Raw genomic sequence first — 21,637 nt, forward strand, 5'->3', positions numbered from 1 at the left:
CAAAAACAGGGAGGCTGGCGCCTACATCGCAGCCTCGCTTTGCTCCTCAGCGGCTACAGGTGCCAGAAATCAGGGGTCCAGGTGACGGCCAGTTGCAGCGCGCGGCCTTCTTCGCGATAGCCGTAATAGTTGCCTTCATAGCTGTAGAGGGCGCGGGTGAAGCGCTTGTCCAGAAGGTTGTCGACCTTCACGTCAAACCTGACTTGCGGGCTGGCCTGCCAGTTACCGCGCAGCCCTAACAGCCCGTAGCCTGCAATCGGTTGTGTGTTGTCCTCATCGTTGAAGCTGCGACTCATCGCTTGCCAGCTGGCGCCGACACCCACGTGGCCGAATTGCCGATCCAGGTCCAGGCTGAGCGTCCTGCGTGCGCGGCGGCTCAACGTGTGGCCGGTGTCGCGATCGCGTGGGTCGATGACCGCAATTCCCAAGCTGCTCTGCCAGCCAAACCATTCCTGCTGCAAAGCGCTTTCGAAGCCGGTGATTTGAGCTGCGCCGATGTTCTGCTGGATAAAATCGGCATCGGCCACAATGGCGTCGCTGATGTCAGTGCGGTACAGGGAGGTTTCCAGGCGGCTGTTGTCGCTTAACTGGCTGCGCCATTGCAGCTCGTAGCTCTTCGAGTACTCGGGCTTGAGGTTCGGGTTGCCGAACTGGGGGTAGTACAAGTCGTTGAACGTCGGTGCCCGAAACCCTTCGCTGTAAGAAACAAGCACGTCGTTGTCCGCGTTCAGCGGCACCGTCAGGCTGGCGCTCCAGGTGTTGTGGCTGCCGAACTGCTGGTTCTGGTCGTGACGCAGGCCCAGCTCGGTCGAGAAATAATCCCCCCGGAAACGGTGCTGGATAAATGCGGCCCGGTTCCAGCGGCTGTCCTGGTCGAAAACAGTGCTGCTGCGCACGCGGTCTTCATAGGTGTCGGCACCGAGGATCAGGCTGTTTGTATCGTCCAGGGTCAGGTTGTTTTGCCAGTTCAGCGAGTCGCGATAGGTATTGAAGCTGTAGAGCTCGGCACTGAGCTTGTCGCGGGTTTTTTCGCGGTTCTCGCTGTGGCCCAGCTCCAGGCGAGAGTTCCAGCGCTCGGTCAGCTGCGCATCGATAAAACTGCCCACGCTGCTGATATCAAAATCGCTGTAAAGCTGCTGCCCGCTGACGGTCATGGTGCCGGGGTCCCAGCGCCCGAACGAGTTGTCGAGTTCGGTCTTGCCGATGTTTTTCATCGCCGTCAGCCCGACTTCCACGCCCTCGCTCAGGTAGTGGCTCAGGTTCAGGTTCAGCGATTTGTTGCGATAGGCATCGTGGTCGCTGTCGCTGGGGAAGGAGGCGTGCGTGCGATTGATTCCCGCGGTCTCTTCCAGGCTGGCGCTCACGTTGTAGCGCGTTTGCCCATCGCCACCGGATACACCGACGCTGTTGTCTGAGCTGCCATAACTGCCCACGGTGCTGTGAACGCGCAGCTGTGGGGCCTGATCGGCGCCCCGGCGGGTGAAGATCTGAATCACCCCGCCAATGGCATCGCTGCCGTAGATTACCGAGCGTGAGCCGCGCAGCACTTCCACCCGCTCGATCTGATCGATGTTCAGGTATTGCAGGTTGCTGTCGGCGGAGGTGGCATTGGCCATGCGCTGGCCGTCGACCAGCACCAGGCTTTGCGCTGATTTGGTGCCGCGAATATAAATCCCCGGCAAACCGCCGCGACCACCGCTGCGTGCCACTTGCACGCCCGGTACCCGGCCCAGCAGGTCGGTGAGGCTCGTGGGTTGCAGGCGATCGATGTCATCACGGGTAAACACGCTGTTGGCGCTGCTGCTGTCAGAGCGCGCTTGAACCTGGCGGTTGCCGGTGATCAGTGTTTGCGGGAGTTTGAGCGCGTCTTCGCGCTCCGAGGTATCGGCCAGCAAGGGGCTGGCGGGGAGAAAACCGAGGATCAAGGCAAGGCGGATGTGTTTCATGGGCTCTCGGTATCAAGCCTGTAGCCACTGCCGCAGGCTGCGATAAGGTCAGCAGGACCTTCGCTCATGTAAAGCGCGACCCCTTCGGGCTCGATCGCAGCCTGCGCCAGCGGCTACAAGTACAGGTTGGCTCAGAGCCCCAGCAATTGCATGCGCTGACGAACCGAGGCCTCGATGCCGGCGGCATCCAGCCCGCACTCGGCAAGCATCTGGCTCGGCTTGGCGTGTTCGACGTAGACATCCGGCAAGCCCAGATGCAGCACCGACTTGAGCACGTTTTCACGGGCCAGGAACTCGCTGACACCCGCACCGGCGCCGCCCATGATGGCGTTCTCTTCAATGGTCACCAGTAGCTCATGGCTGTTGGCCATTTCGCGAACCAGTGCTTCATCCATCGGTTTGACGAAGCGCATGTCGACCACCGTGGCGTCGATCTTTTCTGCGACCTGCAGGGCTTCGGCCAGTTGCACGCCAAAAACCAGCATGGCGACTTTCGAGCCCTGGCGACGAATCACGCCCTTGCCGATTTCCAGCGGCTCAAGGGTTTTCTCGATCGGTGCGTTCGGGCCAGTACCGCGCGGGTAACGCACTGCCGCCGGACCGTTGTACAGGTGGCCGGTGGTGAGCATCTTGCGCAGCTCGTTCTCGTCGCTCGGGGTCATGATGACCATGCCCGGGATGCAACGCAGGAACGACAGGTCGAAACTGCCCGCGTGGGTCGGGCCGTCTTCGCCCACCAGACCTGCACGGTCGATGGCGAACAGCACGTCCAGGTTTTGCACGGCGACGTCATGCACCAACTGGTCGTAACCGCGCTGCAGGAATGTCGAGTAAATCGCGACTACGGGCTTGGCGCCTTCGCAAGCCATACCGGCAGCAAAGGTCACCGCGTGCTGTTCAGCAATCGCCACGTCGAAGTAGCGCTTGGGGAAACGTTCGCTGAAGGCGATCAGGTCCGAGCCTTCTTTCATGGCCGGGGTGATGCCCACCAGGCGCTCGTCGGCAGCTGCCATGTCGCACAGCCACTCGCCAAACACGGCCGAGTACTTCGGCCCGCTCGCCACTTTTGGTGCAGCCTTGGGGGCGCCCAGCGGTTCGAGCTTGGTGATGGCGTGATAGCCGATCGGGTCGGCTTCGGCGGGGGCGAAGCCTTTGCCTTTTTTGGTGACGATGTGCAGGAACTGCGGGCCCTTGAGGTCGCGCATATTGCGCAGCGTCGCGATCAGGGTCGGCAGGTCGTGCCCGTCGATAGGACCGATGTAGTTCCAGCCCAGTTCCTCAAACAGCGTGCCGGGTACGAGCATGCCCTTGGCGTACTCTTCGGTACGGCGGGCAATTTCCCAGGCGCCAGGCAAGCGTGACAGCACTTTTTTGCTGCCTTCGCGCATGCTGGCGTAGGTACGGCTGGAGAGGATCTTGGCCAGGTAGTTGGACAAACCACCGACATTGCGCGAGATCGACATGTCGTTGTCGTTAAGGATCACCAACATGTTGGCATCCACTTCAGGCGCGTGGTTCAGGGCTTCGAAGGCCATACCGGCAGTCAGCGCGCCATCACCGATCACGGCGATGGCTTTGCGCTCGCTGTTTTGCAGGCGGGCGGCAATGGCCATGCCCAGCGCGGCGCTGATCGAGGTGCTGGAGTGGCCGACGCCAAAGGTGTCGTACTCGCTCTCGGCGCGACGCGGGAATGCGGCAATGCCGTCCTTCTGGCGCAAGGACGCCATTTGATCGCGACGACCAGTGAGGATCTTGTGCGGATAGGCCTGATGACCCACATCCCACACCAACCGGTCATCCGGGGTGTCGAACACGTAGTGCAACGCAATGGTCAGCTCAATGACACCCAGGCCGGCCCCGAAATGCCCACCCGTCTGGCCGACGGTATACAGCAATTCCAGGCGCAACTCATCGGCCAGGGTTTCCAGCTCGGCTTCGGCCAGGCGGCGCAGGCCCGCAGGCGTGCCAGCCCGGTCGAGCAGGGGCGTAGTCGGACGGTTGCGGGGGATCTCTTGAAACGTCGTTGGCATCAGGCGAATCGTTATAGGTATAAGAAGAGGCGGCAGTTTACCTTATGGAACGTAAGCTGCCCACGCAGTCTGGTATTCGTTAGTCAGACCTTGGCATTAGAACCGTAAGAAAATAGTCACTTACTGTGACTATTAGTGTCGGCGGTCCACGATATACCGAGCCAGTTCACGCAAGGGTTCGGCAGCTGCATCAAAATGTCGCAGTGCATTGAGTGCCTGATCGCGCAGTTCCAGGGCATAGCTTTTGGCGTGCTCCAGCCCCATCAGTGCCGGGTAGGTCGGCTTGTCCCGAGCGATATCGGCCCCTTGGCGTTTGCCCAGGGTGGCGGTATCGCTCTCTACATCGAGGATGTCGTCCTGTACCTGAAACGCCAGGCCAACGGCCCGCGCGTAGACGTGCAATGCCTGCAGGTTGTCGGCAGTGGCATTACCGCTGGCCAGGGCGCCCAATCGCACGCTGGCTTCTATCAGGGCTCCGGTCTTGTGCCGGTGCATGTTTTCCAGGGCGGCCTGGTCGAGTTTCAGACCCACAGAGCCCAGATCGATGGCTTGCCCGCCAACCATGCCCGCCGGGCCTGCAGCCTGTGCGAGCGCGGTGACCATGCGCAAGCGTGTTTCAGCGTCCAGGGTGTTGAGTTGCGGGTCGAGCAGGGCGCTGAACGCCAGGCTTTGCAGCCCGTCGCCGGCCAGAATGGCGCAGGCTTCGTCGAACGCTTTATGGGTGGTCGGCAGGCCGCGGCGCAGATCGTCATCGTCCATCGCGGGCAAATCATCATGCACCAGCGAATAAGCGTGGATCAGCTCCACGGCGCAGGCGGCACCATTGGCCTGCTCGGGCGCGCTGCCCAGGGCTTCGCAGGCGGCATAGGCCAGCAACGGGCGCACGCGTTTGCCGCCATTCATTACGCTGTAGCGCATGGCCTCGTAGAGGCGGGCCAACTCGGGTGCCGGGGCTACAAACAAGCGCTCAAGCGCCGCGTTGACCAGGGCCTGGCTGCTGATCTGGTAAGCATCAATCATTCGGACTGTTCCGCATCAAAAGGCTCTTGTGCCAGTTCACCGTCACGCTCAAGCAGGATCTGCACTTTTTGCTCAGCCTGGGCCAGTGCGCCCTGGCAATCACGGGTCAGGCGTATGCCTTGTTCAAAGGCAGTCAGAGAGTCTTCCAGCGACAGCTCGCCATTTTCCAGACGCTCGACCAGTGTTTGCAGGTCAGCGAGTGACTGTTCGAAATCCGGGGAAGCTTTTTTGCGGGCCATGGCGGCGTTCTCGGTAGGCGTTAAAACCGGCTGACACTAGCAGACCGCGGGTTTTGGGGCAAATCGGGGGGTGGGTTGCAGGCGATGAATCTGCGCTGTAATGCCATCGATCAACGGTGAGCGACAAGGGCTGTCGCTCACCAGTGCCATCAAGTAGTGGCCACACCTTCTTCCTGCAGTGCGGGCAACTCGTTGTCGATCTCTTCGTCGTCACCCACCGCAGACGCGGGTAGACGCTTGGAGACCGTCACCCCCAATGCCACAAACTTGTCCACAGTCTTGGTCAGACTGCCGTGATCGCCTTTGAGCGTGTTGACGCTGTCGGTGTAGCTTTTTTGCACGGTTGCGATCTGGTTGCCGAGCTTGTCCATTTTGTCGACGAAAACCCGCAGCTTGTCGTAGACCTTGCTCGCCATTGTGGCCAGTTGCAGGGTGCTGCTGTTTTGGCGCTGGATGCTCCACAGGTTCGATACCACCCTCAGCACAGGCAGCAGAGTGGTCGAAGTGATGATCGCAATCCGTTTCTCATAGGCTGCCTGGAACACCCCGGGGCTGTGCTCGGCAGCGACCAGGTACGCAGGCTCGACCGGCATGAACAAAAACACAAAGTCGGGTGAGTTGATGCCGTTCAGGTCGGTGTACTTCTTGTCAGACAGCCCGTTGATGTGATTCTTCAACGCCAGAACGTGGGCGGTCAGCGCCTTGGTGCGCTCTTCATCGGTTTCAGCAGCGACGTACTCGGTGTAAGCCACCAGCGACATTTTGCTATCAATGATGATGTGCTTGCCTTCAGGCAAGTTAATGACGAAGTCGGGCCGGTTGTTGCCAGCATTGTCGTCCTTGAAATTCGCTTCGCGGTGGTACTCGAAGCCTTTGCGCAGCCCGGCCTGCTCAAGCAGCATCTCGACCTTTTGCTCGCCCCAGGTGCCTTGAAGCTTTTTGTCGCCCTTGAGTGCTTTGGTCAGGTTCGATGCTTCGGTGGTGATCTGCACGTTCAGCTCCATCAGCTTGCCCAGTTCGCTTTTCATCGCGCTCTGGCCCTGCACGGTATCGGTATGAACCTGATCCACGCGCTGACGGAATGATTCGAGCTGGTCTTTGAACGGCTTGAGCAGTGTGTCCAGGCCCTGGCGGCTTTGCTCGGAGAAACTCTGCTGTTTGCTGTCGAAAATCTGATTGGCAAGGTTCTGGAACTCTTGCTTGAGTTGCGCCTTGTTGTCTTCCAGCAACTGCAGTTTCTCGGTGGCGGAGTGCTGATCGCGCTGGTGACGCATATTGATTTCGGCAAGGCCCTGCTTCGCAATGCTGAGCTCATCTCGCGTTTGGCTCAGCTCCTTGTCCCGTTGCGCCAACGTGTTGCGCAGCGAGTCCAGTTGCTCCTTTTGCTCGGCCGCCTGGCCCAATTGCTCGCCCTGCTTTTGCAACTGCACTTGAGCCGCCTCAAAGCGCGCCTGTTGTTGGCTCAGTACTTGTTTCAACTCATCCAGCTGGCGTGTTTGTTCCTGGCCTTGCCCAAGCTCTTGCTTTAACTCGCCGAGCTGTAAGCGCAGGTGATTTGTTTCCACGCCGCGCCTCTCCAGGAGGTCAATGGCGTCGGCCAGTTGCTGCGCCTTATCGAGCGTGCGCTGCTTCTCGGCGTCCAGCGAAGACTTGAGTTCGCCGAGCTGAATACTCAGTTGCTTTTCGGCCTCTCTATGGTCAGCCAGTGTCTCACTGGCCGCTTTCAACTCTTGTTGATATTCAGACTGCTCAAGCCGCATCTGCTGCTCGCGCTGACGGGCAAGTGCGACTTCACTCAACAGCTGCTGATGCTCAGCCTGATGATCGGCCTGCAACTCACTGAACTGCTGGGCCAGCTTGCCAGCTGCGATACGGCCACTGATCCAGAAACCGATACCCAAAAACAGCAAACTGAATAACCCGATCAGGGCAGGGGTGAGGTACTGCGGTGCCATGGGTACGTCCTTTTATCGCCGGGGTTAATGACAAAAGGATGGCATGTTGCGGGAGTGGAGAGAACTGCCAAATGCAGTCTGAGGCGTGAGCTAAAGGCCATCTCCCTGCGGCGGGCTGCCAGATGAAAGCGAGCAGTAAGGTTTCAGGACGGAACAGGTTTATTTCAGGCATTAAAAAGCCGGCTTGTGGCCGGCTTCTCGGGGGCGGGTTTGGCTTATTTTTGGTAAGCCGTACTCGCCTTCAAATTGGACATCCAGCGCCAGGCGTCTGGGTGTGGGACGTGGCGGCTTATTGCCGCTGTGTCGTGCATCTGCACCCGCGTAAAGCAGGGCGGGATGCGTGAGTGGCGCAAATCATACTGCGATTTAATGCCGTTTCCCAGTCAAAACAGGTCTTTACGTTGCCCCACTGTGTTCACCAGGCGCTACTCGTCCAGCTTGTCAGGCACTGGCGGCCGTCGGTGGTTAAGCGTGGACCACCAGAAAACCCAGCCCATAATCCGTATCTGCTGCGCCTGTACTTCTGCGGCGTTGAGTCGTTCGTCCGGGTATTCCCGCGGGTTTTGGCTGCGCAAGCGCAGGCCGTTGTCGGGCAGGCGGTAGATGTATTTGATGCGCAGCATGCCGTCTTGTTCGAGGGCGTAGATTTCACCGTCGACGATTTGGGTCAGGCTGCAGTCGATGGCAACGGTGGAGCCGTCCTGAATCGTCTGGGCCATGCTGTTGCCAATCATGGGCGCACAAATGGCCTGGTCGAGGCTGACGTCCATGGCCTGCAGGATCGAATTGCTCAGCCGCACCCTGCAGCCCGGAATGGGCGCCACACGGGTTTTGCCCGAGCCGTCAGGGCACAGCACTTCGTTGTAGAAGGGGACGTCGATGTCGAGAGGGTGGGTTGCAGGTCTGTGGTGTTCCGACGCTTGCGCCGCCGTGTCATTTTCGTGGTGCGCAACGCCCGGATGTTTGGCACCTTCGCCCGTGCGCAGCCAGCGGCTGTTGACGCACAACAGTTCGGCGATTTCGTCCAGCCGAGCCATGGGGATGCCTCGCTTGAACCAGTTGTTGACGTGCTGCGGCGTCACGCGGCGGTTGGCCGCGAAGTCCGAAGCAGTTAAGTGACACTCTCGCAGGAGTGCTTTCAGACGATCACCGGATGTATTCATGAATACAGAGTCTACGGGCAAGCCAGGCCTGTTTAAATAAACTAAGCGTTCAAAAAATCACTGTGAAACGGGACTGTTCCTAGGCTTTCAGAGACATTTCCTACGTCTGCCGGGCGGGCCTTCGAATGCGGTGGCCGGCTGTTTAAGCAGGCATAAAAAAACCCCGGCGAACCGGGGTTTTCGAGTGAGTGAGGCCGGCGGCAAGCGCAGGCCGGCAATCACTTAGCCTTTGTAGGCAGCAACCGACTTCATGATCTCGGTGCGGGCAGCTTCAGCATCGCCCCAACCTTCGATCTTCACCCATTTGCCTTTTTCGAGATCTTTGTAGTTCTCGAAGAAGTGCTGGATCTGCTGGATCAGCAGGGGTGGCAGGTCGGTGTACTCTTTCACGTCAACGTACAGCTGGGACAGCTTGTCGTGAGGCACTGCTACTACTTTGGCATCGCCGCCGCCGTCGTCAGTCATGTGCAGGATGCCAACCGGACGAGCACGGATAACCGAACCTGGAGCAACCGGGTAAGGAGTTACAACCAGCACGTCCAGCGGATCACCGTCGTCAGCCAGGGTGTTCGGGATAAAGCCGTAGTTGGCCGGGTAGAACATCGGGGTAGCCATGAAGCGGTCAACGAACAGGCAGTCGCTGTCTTTGTCGATTTCATATTTGATCGGCGCGTGGTTAGCCGGAATCTCGATGGCGACGTAGATGTCATTCGGCAGGTCTTTGCCAGCCGGAATCTTGCTGTAGCTCATTGGGCGGTGCCCCCGTTAGTAGGCCAGTTTGTTTGGCCGAGTTGACCAAAAAGTGGCGGCGATTATAGGCGTATTCCTATAACGACGTCACCCTTGGCCGATCAGTGCTGTGCGCGGTATTGCGGGTGTTCGCTTTGCAGCTTTTGCAGGCGGGCCAGCGTGTCCTGACGATAGAACAGGCTGAGTTGTTGATAGACCAGCGGGTAAGCATGGCTCAGCAAGTCTGGCGCGCTGAAAAAATACTCGCTGGTGACCGCAAAGAACTCGGCCGGGTTTTCGGCCGCATACGGGTCGATCGGCGCGTGGTCGGGGTTGTGGTGATCGAGGTAGTGATTGAGATGGTCGTAGGCCTGTTGCATGGCCTGCGTCCAGTCTTTGAAGTGCATGCTGCTGTGCAAGGGCGGCATGCCATTGGCAGCGCCATTGAGCATGTCCAGCTTGTGCGCCAGCTCGTGAATCACCAGGTTGTAACCTTCCCAGCCCCCGCTGGACAGCACGCCGGGCCAGGCCAGAATCACCGGGCCATGCTGCCAGGCTTCACCGCTGTGGGTGCCTTGCCACTCGTGTTCGACACCGCTGGAGTCGCGATGGCGCTGGGGGCTGATGAAGTCATCGGGGTAGAGCACGATTTCGTGAAAACCCTGATACCAGTCCAGGTCACCCAGGTTCAGCAGCGGTAATTGCGCCTGCGCGGCCAGCAGGAGCCGGCCTTCATCGGTCAGTTCAACCCCGGGCATGGGGGTCAGATGCTTGTCTTGCAGGAACAATACACTGCTGTCGCGCAGCCATTTGTCCTGCTCGTCATCCAGCCCGTCGAGAATGCTCAGCCGTTGGCGCACGTCATGCCACACGTCGGGCGCCACGGGGTGTTGCGCCAGAATCCGCTGGCGCCGCCATTCACTTAATGACCACATGGTGGGCAGGTCCCGATCAGGCTTTGGCTTTGGACGGGGTACGACCCATGCGGCTGCGGATCACGCCAATGATCATCGGCACCAGCGACAGCAGGATGATGCCCACCACCAGCAACGACAGGTTCTTCTTGATGAACGGCACGTTGCCGAAGAAGTAACCCAGGGTCACCAGGCCGCCGACCCAAAGGATCGTGCCAAACACGCTGAACATAAAGAAGCGCGGGTAGAACATGCGGGCCACACCGGCAACAAACGGGGCGAAGGTGCGGAAAATCGGCAGGAAGCGCGCCATGGTTACGGTTTTACCGCCATGACGTTCGTAGAAGTCGTGGGTTTTTTCCAGGTAGTCGCGGCGGAAGATCTTCGAGTTCGGGTTGCTGAAGAGTTTTTCGCCCACCGTTCGTCCGATGACATAGTTGGTACTGTCACCCATGATCGCGGCAAGCATCAGCAGCCCGCCGAGCAGCACGGGGTCCATGCCGCCGCCTGCAGCTACGGCACCAGCGATGAAGAGCAGCGAATCACCCGGCAAGAACGGCATGACCACCAGGCCGGTTTCGCAAAAGATCACCAGAAACAGGATGGCGTAGATCCATGGCCCGTAATTGTTTACCAGCATGTCGAGGTACACATCGAGGTGCAGGATAATGTCGATCGGGTTGAAATCCATGTAAAGCACCTGTGTTGATGACCCGGCTCTGCAGGTCTGTGCGGGTAGGGAGACGTAGTTAACTACAACGAATGTAGTTTTTTCGTACTTTTTAAAAGAATCGGATTATACGGATTGAGACAAATTCTGCTGATTGAGTTTGTAGCGAAGCGTGTATTGAATTTCCAGCTGTTCAAAATGTGTAGCCGCTAAGGAGCGAGGCGAGGCTGCGACAAGGGTCGCAAGCACAGAAAGATACTCCAGCTGTGGGAGCGAGCCGGCTCGCTCCCACGGGGGCTTGATCGTTACTCGCCCTTGAGCAAGAAATTTTCGCTGGGGGCACCCACGTCCAGCGTTTGCACCTGGGCTTCATCTTTCAAATTGACGCCCGATAATTGCCGACGGCAGGCTTCGCGCATCAGGTACGCAAGCCGATGGGCGGCCATGCCATAGCTCAGGCCTTCGAGGCGCACATTGGAGATGCAGTTGCGATAGGCGTCGGTCAGGCCGACCTTGGGCGCGTAGGTGAAATACAGCCCCAGGCTGTCCGGTGAGCTGAGGCCCGGGCGTTCCCCGATCAGCATCACCACCATCCGGGCGCCCAGCAGTTCGCCGATCTCGTCGGCCACGGCAACGCGGCCTTGCTCGACCAGTATCACTGGCGACAGTGACCAGCCCTCGGCCGCTGTGTGCTCTTCCATGCGTGCCAAAAAGGGCAGGGTGTGGCGATGAACGGCCAGCGCGGACAAGCCATCGGCAACCACCACGGCCACATCGATGCCCCCCGGGAAGGCCTGCGCGTGGTCACGCAGTTGTTGGGCCGAGGCCTCATTGAGCTTGCGGCCCAGGTCGGGGCGTTGCAGGTAGCTGTGACGGTCAACCGCGGCGCTGTGCAGCAACAGGCTTTCGCGGCCGCGCTCGGTCAGCTGTGCGCTTAAACCCGGGTGATCGAAGGGCAGGTGGACGGCATCGCGGGCCTGGGCGTGGGCGAATTGAAAATCCAGCTGGGCCTGGGTCGGCATGCTGGTGCCGGTGCGTCCCAGGGCAATGCGTGCAGGGGTCAGGCGGCGCAGTTCCAGCCACGGGTTGAGGCTGTCGGTAGGGGTGTCGGCCATGCTTAACGTCCTCCCAAGTGGGCCAGTGCCTGGCGAAACGCGGGCGGCAGTTGATGCCCGAACTCGATCCGGCCATCGGACTGGGTGAAGATACCCACCTTGCTCAGCCATTGTTCAAACTCGGGCGCCGGCTTGAGGCCCAGGGTTTTGCGCGCATACAGGGCGTCATGAAATGAGGTGGTCTGGTAGTTGAGCATGATGTCGTCCGACCCCGGGATGCCCATGATGAAGTTGATCCCGGCCACGCCGAGCAGCGTCAGCAGGTTGTCCATGTCGTCCTGATCGGCTTCGGCGTGGTTGGTGTAGCAGATGTCGCAACCCATCGGTACGCCGAGCAGCTTGCCGCAGAAGTGGTCTTCCAGCCCGGCGCGGATGATCTGCTTGCCGTTGTACAGGTACTCGGGGCCGATAAAACCGACCACCGTATTGACCAGAAACGGTTTGAAATGCCGTGCTACGGCGTAGGCGCGGGTTTCGCAGGTTTGCTGGTCTACCCCGAAGTGGGCGTTGGCCGACAGCGCGCTGCCCTGGCCGGTTTCGAAATACATCAGGTTGTTGCCCAGCGTGCCGCGGTTGAGGCTCAAGCCTGCTTCGTAGCCTTCCTGCAAGACATTCAGATTGATCCCGAAACTGGCATTGGCCGCTTCGGTGCCGGCAATCGACTGAAACACCAGGTCCAGCGGAACGCCGCGGTTGATCGCTTCGATTGAGGTGGTGACGTGGGTCAGCACGCAGGATTGGGTCGGGATTTCGTAGCGCTGAATGATTGCATCGAGCATGTTCAGCAAGTCGCAGATCGAGGCGATGCTGTCGGTGGCCGGATTGATGCCAATCATGGCGTCGCCGTTGCCGTACAGCAGGCCGTCGAGAATGCTCGCGGCAATCCCGGCCGGGTCGTCGGTGGGGTGGTTGGGTTGCAGGCGGGTCGAAAGCCGTCCACGCAGGCCCATGGTGCCGCGAAACCGGGTAATCACCCGAATCTTCTGCGCTACCAGAATCAGGTCCTGTACCCGCATGATCTTGGACACGGCGGCAGCCATTTCCGGAGTCAGTCCGGGCGCGAGGGCGCGCAGGCTGTGCTCGTCGGCCGCGTCACTGAGCAGCCAGTCGCGAAAACCGCCCACCGTCAGGTGGCTGACCGGGGCGAAGGCCTGCGGGTCATGGCTGTCGATAATCAACCGGGTGACTTCGTCGGACTCGTAAGGGATCAGCACTTCTTGCAGGAAATACGCGAGCGGGATGTCAGCCAGAGCCATTTGTGCTGCGACACGCTCACCGTCATTCAGTGCGGCCACGCCGGCCAGAAAGTCCCCGGAGCGCGCCGGGCTGGCTTTGGCCATTACATCTTTGAGGCTGTCGAAACGGTAGGTCTGGGTGCCAACCGCATGAGAGAAAGTTGCCATACAGGGTGCTCCATGACGCCAGGCGCAGCGCGCCTGGCGGGATTCTCAGCGGTTAGTGCAAGGCTTTTTCGGCCTGTTGGATTGCCGCGAATTCCTCTTCGGGCGTACCGGCCACCAGGTGATGCCGACTGTAGAACGCAAAGTAGGCAATTAATATGGCATAGATCACGGCCGCGCCAATCACCACGCGCGGGTCCACCAAAAAGCCGGCCACTACCGCGACGCAAGCGAGCACCAACGCGATGCCTGAAGTGAAAATGCCGCCCGGCGTGCGATATGGACGGTCCATTTTGGGGCGACGAATGCGCAAGGTGATGTGCGCGGCCATCATCAACACGTAGGAAATGGTCGCGCCAAACACCGCCACCAGGATCAGCAAGTCGCCTTGCCCGGTCAACGACAGGCCAAAACCGATAATGCCGGGAATGATCAAGGCCAGGACTGGCGCTTTGCTCTTGTTGGTTTCGGACAGTTTGCGCGGCAAGTAGCCTGCGCGGGACAGGGCGAAGATCTGACGCGAGTAGGCGTAAATGATCGAGAAGAAGCTGGCAATCAGCCCGGCCAGGCCCACCAGATTCACAAAGCTGCCCATCCAGGTCGAGCCGCCGTAGGCTTTGCTCAGCGCTTCAACCAGCGGGTTGCCCGAGGCCATCAGGTGATGCGCGCCCGCAGCGCCCGGGCCAATCACCAGAATCAGCAAGGCGAAGGTCACCAGCACCAACATGGCACCGATCAGGCCGCGAGGCAGGTCGCGTTTGGGGTTTTTGGTTTCTTCTGCGGCCAGTGGTACGCCTTCGACGGCAAGGAAAAACCAGATTGCATAGGGGATGGCTGCCCACACGCCCACATAGCCGAACGGCAGGAAAGCGCTGGCGCCCTTGGCCTCGGTCACCGGGATGTCCAACAGGTTGGCGACACTGAAGTGCGGCACCATCGAGACCAAGAAAACGCCCAGTGCAATGGCGGCCACGGCGGTGATGATAAACATCAGCTTGAGCGCTTCACCGACCCCGAAGATGTGGATGCCGATAAATATGATGTAGAACGCCAGATAGATCATCCAGCCGCCAATACCGAATAGCGACTCGCAATAAGCACCGATGAATACGGCAATGGCAGCGGGTGCGATGGCGTATTCGATCAGGATCGCGGTGCCGGTCAGAAAGCCGCCCCAGGGCCCGAAAGCGCTGCGGGCAAAGCCATAACCGCCGCCGGCGGTGGGGATCATCGACGACAGCTCGGCCAGCGAAAAGCACATGCACAAGTACATGGTGGCCATCAGCAATGTGGCAATAAACATCCCGCCCCAGCCGCCTTGGGCCAGGCCGAAGTTCCAGCCGGCGTAGTCGCCGGAGATCACATAGGCAACGCCCAGGCCCACCAGCAGGACCCAGCCGGCTGCGCCTTTTTTCAGTTCTCGTTGTTGGAAATATTCGGAGCCGACTTTTTCAAAGTCGACAGAGGATGCCGCCGGAGCGGCAGTAGGTTCGCTAGGCATGAGAATTCACCTGTTCTTTTATAGTTTGAGAAAATATGACAGGGAGTAAAGCAAGAGCCGGGCCATGGGCCCGGTATAGAGCAGTTGATACCCCGTTGTGGGAGCGAGCCTGCTCGCTCCCACTGGGTTACGGGGTTAGAAGAAGCCCAGCGGGTTGATGTCGTAGCTCACCAGCAGGTTTTTGGTCTGTTGGTAGTGGTCGAGCATCATCTTGTGGGTTTCACGGCCGACACCGGATTTTTTGTAGCCACCGAACGCGGCGTGCGCCGGGTACAGGTGGTAGCAGTTGGTCCAGACGCGACCGGCCTTGATTGCGCGGCCCATGCGGTAGGCGCGGTTGATATCGCGGGTCCACAGGCCGGCACCCAGGCCGAACTCAGTGTCGTTGGCAATCGCCAGCGCTTCGGCTTCGTCCTTGAAGGTGGTGATGCTGACCACCGGGCCAAAGATTTCTTCCTGGAACACGCGCATTTTGTTGGTGCCCTTGAGCAGCGTCGGCTGGATGTAATAGCCGGTTGCCAGGTCGCCTTCGAGTTTCGCCACCTGGCCGCCGGTCAGCAGCTCGGCGCCTTCAGCCTTGGCGATTTCAAGGTAGGACAGGATCTTGTCGAACTGCTGCTCGGACGCCTGGGCGCCCACCATGGTGTCGGTGTCCAGCGGGTCGCCGCGTTTGATCGACTCAACTTTCTTCATCACCACTTTCATGAAGTCGTCGTAGATCGATTCCTGAATCAGTGCGCGGGACGGGCAGGTGCAGACTTCGCCCTGGTTGAAGAACGCCAGCACCAGACCTTCTGCGGCCTTCTCAATAAAGGTCGGCTCGGCCTGCATGATGTCTTCGAAGAAGATGTTCGGCGATTTGCCGCCCAGCTCAACGGTGGACGGGATGATGTTCTCGGCGGCACATTTCATGATGTGCGAGCCCACTGGCGTGGAGCCGGTGAAGGCGATTTTGGCAATGCGCTTGCTGGTGGCCAGCGCTTCGCCCGCTTCCTTGCCGAAACCTTGCACCACGTTGAGGACGCCAGGTGGCAGCAGGTCGCCGATCAGCTCCATCAGTACGGTGATGCTCAGCGGGGTTTGTTCGGCGGGCTTGAGCACCACGCAGTTACCGGCAGCCAGCGCAGGGGCGAGTTTCCAGGCGGCCATCAGCAGCGGGAAGTTCCACGGGATGATCTGCCCGACCACGCCCAGCGGTTCGTGAATGTGGTACGCCACAGTGTTGCCGTCGATTTCGGCAGCGCTGCCTTCCTGGGCGCGGATGCAACCGGCGTAATAACGGAAGTGGTCGGCGGCCAGCGGTACGTCGGCGTTCAGGGTTTCGCGGACGGCTTTGCCGTTGTCCCAGGTTTCGGTCACGGCCAGCAGTTCGAGGTTCTGTTCGATGCGATCAGCTATTTTCAGCAGCACCAGCGAACGTGCCTGCACTGAAGTCGCGCCCCAGGCGTCGGCAGCGGCGTGGGCTGCGTCGAGGGCTTTGTCGATGTCTTCTGCGGTTGAACGCGGGAATTCGGCGATGGCTTTGCCGTTCACAGGCGAGGTATTGGTGAAGTACTGGCCTTTGACGGGCGCCACGAATTCGCCGCCGATGTAGTTACCGTAGCGGCTCTTGAACGAGACGATCGAGCCTTCAGTACCGGGTTGTGCGTAACGCATGGTGTGTGTCTCCTGGCTTTATTGTGCTTATGGGAGGACGCGCTGTGGCGCTGACACAAGCAGGAGCAAGGGTTGGGCCAAATTGCCAGAGCCCATGTAAACAGAGGCTTTCAGGGTTTTTTACAGGGGGCGGCGCAGGGTGGCTGTGGCAGTACTGGCACAGTGGGAGTGACAGTTTGTGTCAAAGGCGATACGGGCGATGACCGGTGAGTCAGTTCGCGATTGCAATGGGCTGTATGCAAGAGGATGCTGGGCGTTCGGTTTGGACAGGATCTGTGTTGCCGCTGAGGCTGGTTTGCCTCTGCCGAGCGCCAGACCACCGACAGAGCGGAGAACAATAAGAAATGCACAGTACCGATTTGAGCCGTCACGCACGGCAAGTCATTGATGTCACCCAGGGCCACCCTCAAGGGTGTGACCCGTCCATCGTTCGCTCCTGGCAACGCTGCCTGGAGGACTACCATTTAGATCCTGCGCAAACCATCGCCCCGACCGTGCTTGAGCAGGGTCGTATTCTCGAAGGGCGCGAGCGTTTGCAGCAGGTGCTGAAAATCGCCGGGCACGAAATGAACTGCCTGCATCAGCAGCTCTCCGGTGCCGGGCATGCGGTGCTGCTGACCGATGCCCGCGGCGTCATCCTCAACTGTGTCACCGCCCCGGCCGAGCGCAAGGTGTTCGAGCGGGCCGGATTGTGGCTGGGGGCGGACTGGAGCGAAGCCCGCGAGGGCACCAACGGCATCGGCACTTGCCTGGTCGAGCGCCAGGCGCTGACCATTCATCAGGACGAACACTTTCGCGGTCGCCATACCGGGCTGACCTGCTCGGCCAGCCCGGTGTTTGACCCCCAGGGCGAGTTGCTGGCGGTGCTCGACGTGTCTTCGGCGCGCCATGACACTTCACGCCAGAGCCAGTTTCACACCATGGCGCTGGTCAACCTTTCAGCCAAGATCATCGAGAACAGCTACTTTCTGGGGCATTTCGAAAACCAGTGGTTGCTGCGCTTTCATCTGCAGGCGCAATCGATCGGCCTGTTCAGTGAGGGCATGCTGGCGTTCGATGGCGACGGGGTCATTTGTGCGGTCAACCAGAGTGCCCTGAACCTGCTGGGCCATGTGCGCGGCGGTTTGCTTGGGCAGTTGGTCGACAGCGTTTTCGATTGCCCGCGTGATGATCTTTTCGCCCGAGCCAGCACCCAGGCCAGTACTACTTGGCCACTACGCACCCGTGACGGGCGTCGACTGTTTGCTGCATTACGCGGCCAGCCGCGGCGGGTGCCCGCGCCGGTCGCCGTGCAACCTGAGCCGCAGCGCCCGCGCCTGAGCGGGATTTGCATGGGGGACGAGGCCCTGCAGGTGGACTTTCGCCGTGCGTTGCGTGTGTTTGAACGCGATGTGCCGCTGTTGGTCAATGGCGAAACCGGCTCCGGCAAAGAAGCCTTTGCCAAAGCCGTGCATCAGGCCAGTTTGCGCAGCAGCAAACCTTTCGTGGCACTCAACTGTGCGTCCATTCCGGAGAGCCTGATCGAGAGCGAGCTGTTCGGTTATCGCGGCGGCAGTTTTACCGGGGCCCGCAAGGAGGGCATGCAGGGCAAGCTGCAACAGGCCGATGGCGGCACCTTGTTCCTGGACGAAATCGGCGACATGCCGCTGGCGTTGCAAACCCGTCTGTTAAGAGTGCTCGAAGACCGCCTGGTGGTGCCGATTGGCGGCGAGCCGCTGGCGGTTGACGTGCGCATCATCAGCGCCACGCACCGCAACCTGCTGGAACGGGTAGCCGACGGCAGTTTTCGCGAGGACTTGTATTACCGGCTAAACGGGCTGGAAGTGGGGCTGCCTGCCTTGCGTGAGCGAACGGACAAGTCGCAATTGCTGGATTTCCTACTGGCCGAAGAAGCCGCCGATCAACAGGTGATGCTCAGCGCTGCGGCGCGTCAGGCACTGCTGGACTTCACATGGCCGGGTAACGTACGCCAGTTGCGCAATGTGCTGCGCACCCTGGCGGCGCTGTGTGAAGACGGGTCGATCGAGTTCGACGACTTGCCCGCCAACATTCGTCTGGCACCGTCCAGATCCCCTGAGCCTTCCGAGCGCCCGCTGGAAGATGCCGAGAGGTCGGCTTTGTTGGGTGTGCTGGAACTGCACCGCTGGCACATGACCCATGCCGCCGAACAGTTGGGCGTCAGCCGCAACACCCTCTATAGAAAGCTGCGCAAGCATGGGATCGAGCGTTAGAGCCCAAAGTCCCTCACACCAACCCTCTCCCCCGGGAGAGGGTCAGGGTTTTAGACTGCAACCCTAATCATCAGGTGCGAAATACAGCCCTCTAAGCTACCCTTCGCCGATGATTTACGAGGTCGACTATGCACATTCATATTCTTGGTATTTGCGGCACTTTCATGGGTTCGCTGGCGGTGTTGGCCAAAGAGCTGGGCCATCATGTCACGGGTTCCGACGCTAACGTCTATCCGCCAATGAGCACTCAGCTGCAAGCTCAGGGTATTGAACTGACCCAGGGTTACGACCCGTCTCAGCTCGACCCGGCGCCGGATGTGGTTGTGATCGGCAACGCCCTGTCACGCGGCAACCCTGCCGTGGAGTATGTGCTCAACAAAGGCCTGCCTTATGTGTCCGGCCCGCAATGGCTGGCCGACCATGTGCTGCAAGGCCGCTGGGTGCTGGCCGTGGCCGGTACCCACGGCAAAACCACCACCAGCAGCATGCTGGCCTGGGTGCTGGAACACGCGGGCATGGCTCCGGGTTTCCTGATTGGCGGTGTGCCGCAAAACTTTGCAGTGTCGGCCCGTCTGGGCGATACGCCGTTCTTTGTGGTTGAAGCGGACGAATACGACAGCGCCTTCTTCGACAAGCGTTCGAAATTCGTGCATTACCGTCCCCGCACCGCGATCCTCAATAATCTTGAGTTCGATCACGCTGACATCTTCCCGGACTTGCCCGCGATCGAGCGGCAATTCCACCACTTGGTGCGCACTATCCCGAGTGAAGGCCTGGTCATTCATCCGACCACCGAACCCGCCTTGCAGCGAGTGATCGAAATGGGCTGCTGGACCCCGGTACAAACCACCGGCGCTGATGGCCAATGGCAAGCCCGTTTGCTCAGCGAAGACGGCTCGCGTTTTGAAGTGCTGTTTGAAGGCGCCGTGCAAGGTACCGTCGAATGGGACATGACAGGCCAGCACAACGTGGCCAACGCCCTGGCAACCCTGGCCGCCGCCCGCCATGTAGGCGTGGTGCCGAGCCTGGCGATTGATGGCCTGAACGCCTTCAAAAGCGTTAAGCGCCGCATGGAGAAAGTTGCCGAAGTCCACGGTATTACCATTTACGACGACTTTGCCCACCACCCGACTGCGATTGCGACCACCCTTGATGGTTTGCGCAAGCGCATCGGTGGCGCACCGCTGATTGCCGTTATTGAGCCGCGCTCCAACTCCATGAAGCTCGGCGCGCACCGTGACGGCTTGCCGCAAAGCGTGGTCCAGGCCGATCACGTGGTCTGGTACGCACCGGCCAATCTGGGTTGGGACCTGGCGGCAACTGTGGCGCCAAGCCCTGTACCGACCAAGGTTTGCGACTCGCTGGAAGCCATCATTGCCGAGGTTAAAGCTCACGCGATCCCAGGCGCTCACGTGGTGATCATGAGCAACGGCGGCTTCGGCGGGCTGCATGGCAAGCTGGCGGAAGCGCTGCAATGAGCGGCCCGGAACGCATTACGCTGGCGGTGACCGGCGCATCGGGCATGCAATACGCGTTACGCCTGCTGGACTGTCTGGTACGTGAAGATCGCGAAGTGCACTTCCTGATTTCCAAGGCGGCGCAGCTGGTGATGGCAACTGAAACTGACGTCAGCCTGCCGGCCAAGCCTCAGGCGATGCAGGCGTTTCTGACGGAATACACCGGGGCTGCCGCCGGGCAGATTCGGGTATATGGCAAGGAAGACTGGATGTCGCCAGTGGCTTCGGGGTCCGGAGCTCCGGCCGCGATGGTGGTGGTGCCTTGCTCAACCGGCACGCTGTCGGCAATTGCCACCGGCGCCTGCAATAATCTGGTGGAGCGTGCTGCGGACGTGACCCTCAAGGAGCGCCGCCAACTGATCCTGGTGCCGCGTGAGGCGCCGTATTCCAGCATCCACCTGGAGAACATGCTCAAGTTGTCGAACATGGGGGCGATCATCATGCCCGCGTCCCCGGGTTTCTATCATCAGCCGCAGACCATCGATGACTTGGTGGACTTTGTGGTGGCGCGCATTCTCAACCTGCTCAACATCCCCCAGGACATGCTCCCGCGTTGGGGCGAACACCATGTGGGCGGCGATGAATAAGGCGCTGCTGGCATTATTGGTGGCGGCACTGGTGTGTGGTTGCGCCAGCGTTCGCACGCTGGACGCCGCCAAGCCGGGTGCGCCGATTATCTATTCGGGTACTCGGCTGGATGTGTATGCCATGCAGGGCGGGTGTTGCGCCAAGGACCGGTTTGGCGCAGATGCGCCTCGCTACCCCGGCCTTGACCTGCCCGCCAGCGCGTTGCTCGATACGGTGTTGTTGCCGCTGTCAGTGCTGACCGTGCTCGGCGTAGGGTTTCAGGCCAGTGGCGGCTTGTAGCTGACAGCCGGGTTTTTACTTGCCCAGCTTGCGCAACTCATCCGATTCAATCACCCGCACGCCGTCCTGTTCTTCCAGCGCCAGACGCCAGAGGGCCCGAGCCAGTTGGCAGGCTTCGATGCCGTGGTATTTACCCGGAATCAATTTGGACAGCGGCCCCGCGATTTGTTCGGCCAGCCGCGGTTCAACGCGGTCGCCGAGCAGCAGCGAAGGGCGGGCGATGGTCAGTTGCGGCCAGTTCTGGGCGCGCACCGATTGCTCCATTTCGCCTTTGACCCGGTTATAGAACACCGAGGATTTGAGGTCGGCGCCAATGGCACTGAGCACAATCAGGTGCCGGGCGCCCATTTCCCGTGCGCGTTTGGCGAAAGCCACCACCATGTCATGGTCGACTGCACGGAATGCCGCTTCCGAGCCCGCCTGCTTGATCGTCGTACCCAGACAGCAGAAGGCCACATCGACCCGGCCACTGAGCTGGGGCAGGAACACGGCAGGGTCGCCCACCGGGTTTTCCAGATGAGGATGCTCAGCCAAAGGCTTGCGCGAAGGGGCAAGAACTCGGGTGATGGTCGGCTCATTGAGCAAGCGGTCGAGCAGCAGCTCACCGGTAAGGCCAGTGGCTCCGGCAAGCAGGATGTGTGAAGGCGTCAAGTGCATAGTGTTTCTCCCCAGATACACTCAGCT

18 protein-coding genes are annotated in these 21,637 nt (G+C 60.2%); 4 read left to right on the forward strand and 14 right to left on the reverse strand.

The features are described from left to right. Nucleotides 1-53: 53 nt before the first annotated feature. The 13 genes from BLW11_RS06875 to exaC form a co-directional block, all read right to left on the reverse strand. Nucleotides 54-1,946, reverse strand: coding sequence for a TonB-dependent receptor domain-containing protein (locus BLW11_RS06875; RefSeq protein WP_048359400.1), 1,893 nt, complete (start codon nucleotides 1,944-1,946; stop codon nucleotides 54-56). A gap of 131 nt (nucleotides 1,947-2,077) precedes the next feature. Beyond that, nucleotides 2,078-3,976 (reverse strand): 1-deoxy-D-xylulose-5-phosphate synthase, encoded by a 1,899-nt coding sequence (gene dxs, locus BLW11_RS06880; RefSeq protein ID WP_048359399.1) that lies wholly within the window; start codon nucleotides 3,974-3,976, stop codon nucleotides 2,078-2,080. A 132-nt stretch (nucleotides 3,977-4,108) separates the two neighbouring features. Then, nucleotides 4,109-4,996 carry a (2E,6E)-farnesyl diphosphate synthase gene (ispA, locus tag BLW11_RS06885; RefSeq protein WP_048359398.1) on the reverse strand — a complete coding sequence of 296 codons (888 nt, stop codon included), beginning with the start codon at nucleotides 4,994-4,996 and terminating at the stop codon, nucleotides 4,109-4,111. Further along, nucleotides 4,993-5,235: an exodeoxyribonuclease VII small subunit gene (locus BLW11_RS06890; protein ID WP_019824297.1), complete on the reverse strand. Its 243-nt coding sequence runs from the start codon at nucleotides 5,233-5,235 to the stop codon at nucleotides 4,993-4,995. Before BLW11_RS06890 ends, ispA begins: the two co-directional genes overlap by 4 nt. Nucleotides 5,236-5,384: 149 nt before the next feature. Next, the gene (locus BLW11_RS06895; RefSeq protein WP_048359397.1) at nucleotides 5,385-7,190 is read right to left on the reverse strand and encodes a DNA recombination protein RmuC; all 1,806 of its coding nucleotides are present in this window, start codon (nucleotides 7,188-7,190) and stop codon (nucleotides 5,385-5,387) included. 425 nt (nucleotides 7,191-7,615) lie between these two features. After that, entirely contained in the window at nucleotides 7,616-8,353 is a 738-nt protein-coding gene (locus BLW11_RS06900) for a LexA family transcriptional regulator (protein WP_048359396.1), read from the reverse strand. A 222-nt stretch (nucleotides 8,354-8,575) separates the two neighbouring features. Continuing rightward, the gene (ppa, locus tag BLW11_RS06905; protein ID WP_003444254.1) at nucleotides 8,576-9,103 is read right to left on the reverse strand and encodes an inorganic diphosphatase; all 528 of its coding nucleotides are present in this window, start codon (nucleotides 9,101-9,103) and stop codon (nucleotides 8,576-8,578) included. A 101-nt stretch (nucleotides 9,104-9,204) separates the two neighbouring features. Further along, complete coding sequence (locus BLW11_RS06910) at nucleotides 9,205-10,017, reverse strand: M90 family metallopeptidase (protein ID WP_048359395.1); 813 nt, start codon at nucleotides 10,015-10,017, stop codon at nucleotides 9,205-9,207. 16 nt (nucleotides 10,018-10,033) lie between these two features. Further along, nucleotides 10,034-10,687: a DedA family protein gene (locus BLW11_RS06915; protein ID WP_048359394.1), complete on the reverse strand. Its 654-nt coding sequence runs from the start codon at nucleotides 10,685-10,687 to the stop codon at nucleotides 10,034-10,036. 284 nt (nucleotides 10,688-10,971) lie between these two features. Further along, nucleotides 10,972-11,781, reverse strand: a complete 810-nt coding sequence (gene eutC / locus BLW11_RS06920) for an ethanolamine ammonia-lyase subunit EutC (RefSeq protein ID WP_048359393.1) — start codon at nucleotides 11,779-11,781, stop codon at nucleotides 10,972-10,974. A gap of 2 nt (nucleotides 11,782-11,783) precedes the next feature. Continuing rightward, nucleotides 11,784-13,184: an ethanolamine ammonia-lyase subunit EutB gene (locus tag BLW11_RS06925; protein ID WP_048359392.1), complete on the reverse strand. Its 1,401-nt coding sequence runs from the start codon at nucleotides 13,182-13,184 to the stop codon at nucleotides 11,784-11,786. A 52-nt stretch (nucleotides 13,185-13,236) separates the two neighbouring features. Beyond that, the gene (eat, locus tag BLW11_RS06930; RefSeq protein WP_048359391.1) at nucleotides 13,237-14,682 is read right to left on the reverse strand and encodes an ethanolamine permease; all 1,446 of its coding nucleotides are present in this window, start codon (nucleotides 14,680-14,682) and stop codon (nucleotides 13,237-13,239) included. A gap of 135 nt (nucleotides 14,683-14,817) precedes the next feature. Continuing rightward, nucleotides 14,818-16,338, reverse strand: a complete 1,521-nt coding sequence (gene exaC, locus BLW11_RS06935) for an acetaldehyde dehydrogenase ExaC (protein WP_019824248.1) — start codon at nucleotides 16,336-16,338, stop codon at nucleotides 14,818-14,820. Nucleotides 16,339-16,682: 344 nt separating this feature from the next. On the opposite strand from exaC, the gene BLW11_RS06940 reads away from it, so the two are divergent. The 4 genes from BLW11_RS06940 to BLW11_RS06955 all read left to right on the forward strand — a co-directional run bounded on the left by BLW11_RS06940 (nucleotide 16,683) and on the right by BLW11_RS06955 (nucleotide 20,953). Continuing rightward, a complete protein-coding gene (locus BLW11_RS06940; protein WP_048359390.1) occupies nucleotides 16,683-18,569 on the forward strand; it encodes a sigma-54-dependent Fis family transcriptional regulator in 1,887 nt (628 codons plus the stop codon). A 128-nt stretch (nucleotides 18,570-18,697) separates the two neighbouring features. Then, complete coding sequence (gene mpl, locus BLW11_RS06945; RefSeq protein ID WP_048359389.1) at nucleotides 18,698-20,047, forward strand: UDP-N-acetylmuramate:L-alanyl-gamma-D-glutamyl-meso-diaminopimelate ligase; 1,350 nt, start codon at nucleotides 18,698-18,700, stop codon at nucleotides 20,045-20,047. Further along, on the forward strand, nucleotides 20,044-20,673 hold the full coding sequence (gene ubiX, locus BLW11_RS06950) for a flavin prenyltransferase UbiX (RefSeq protein ID WP_048359388.1): 630 nt from the start codon (nucleotides 20,044-20,046) through the stop codon (nucleotides 20,671-20,673). The genes mpl and ubiX overlap by 4 nt, the downstream gene beginning before the upstream one ends. Continuing rightward, nucleotides 20,666-20,953 carry a YceK/YidQ family lipoprotein gene (locus BLW11_RS06955; protein WP_048359387.1) on the forward strand — a complete coding sequence of 96 codons (288 nt, stop codon included), beginning with the start codon at nucleotides 20,666-20,668 and terminating at the stop codon, nucleotides 20,951-20,953. The genes ubiX and BLW11_RS06955 overlap by 8 nt, the downstream gene beginning before the upstream one ends. Nucleotides 20,954-20,968: 15 nt before the next feature. Here the strand turns inward: BLW11_RS06955 and BLW11_RS06960 are convergent, their stop codons facing one another. Further along, a complete protein-coding gene (locus tag BLW11_RS06960; RefSeq protein WP_048359386.1) occupies nucleotides 20,969-21,610 on the reverse strand; it encodes an oxidoreductase in 642 nt (213 codons plus the stop codon). Between the last annotated feature and the right edge of the window lie 27 nt (nucleotides 21,611-21,637).

It is taken from the genome of Pseudomonas deceptionensis (assembly GCF_900106095.1).
In the GTDB taxonomy this organism is placed as follows: domain Bacteria; phylum Pseudomonadota; class Gammaproteobacteria; order Pseudomonadales; family Pseudomonadaceae; genus Aquipseudomonas; species Aquipseudomonas deceptionensis.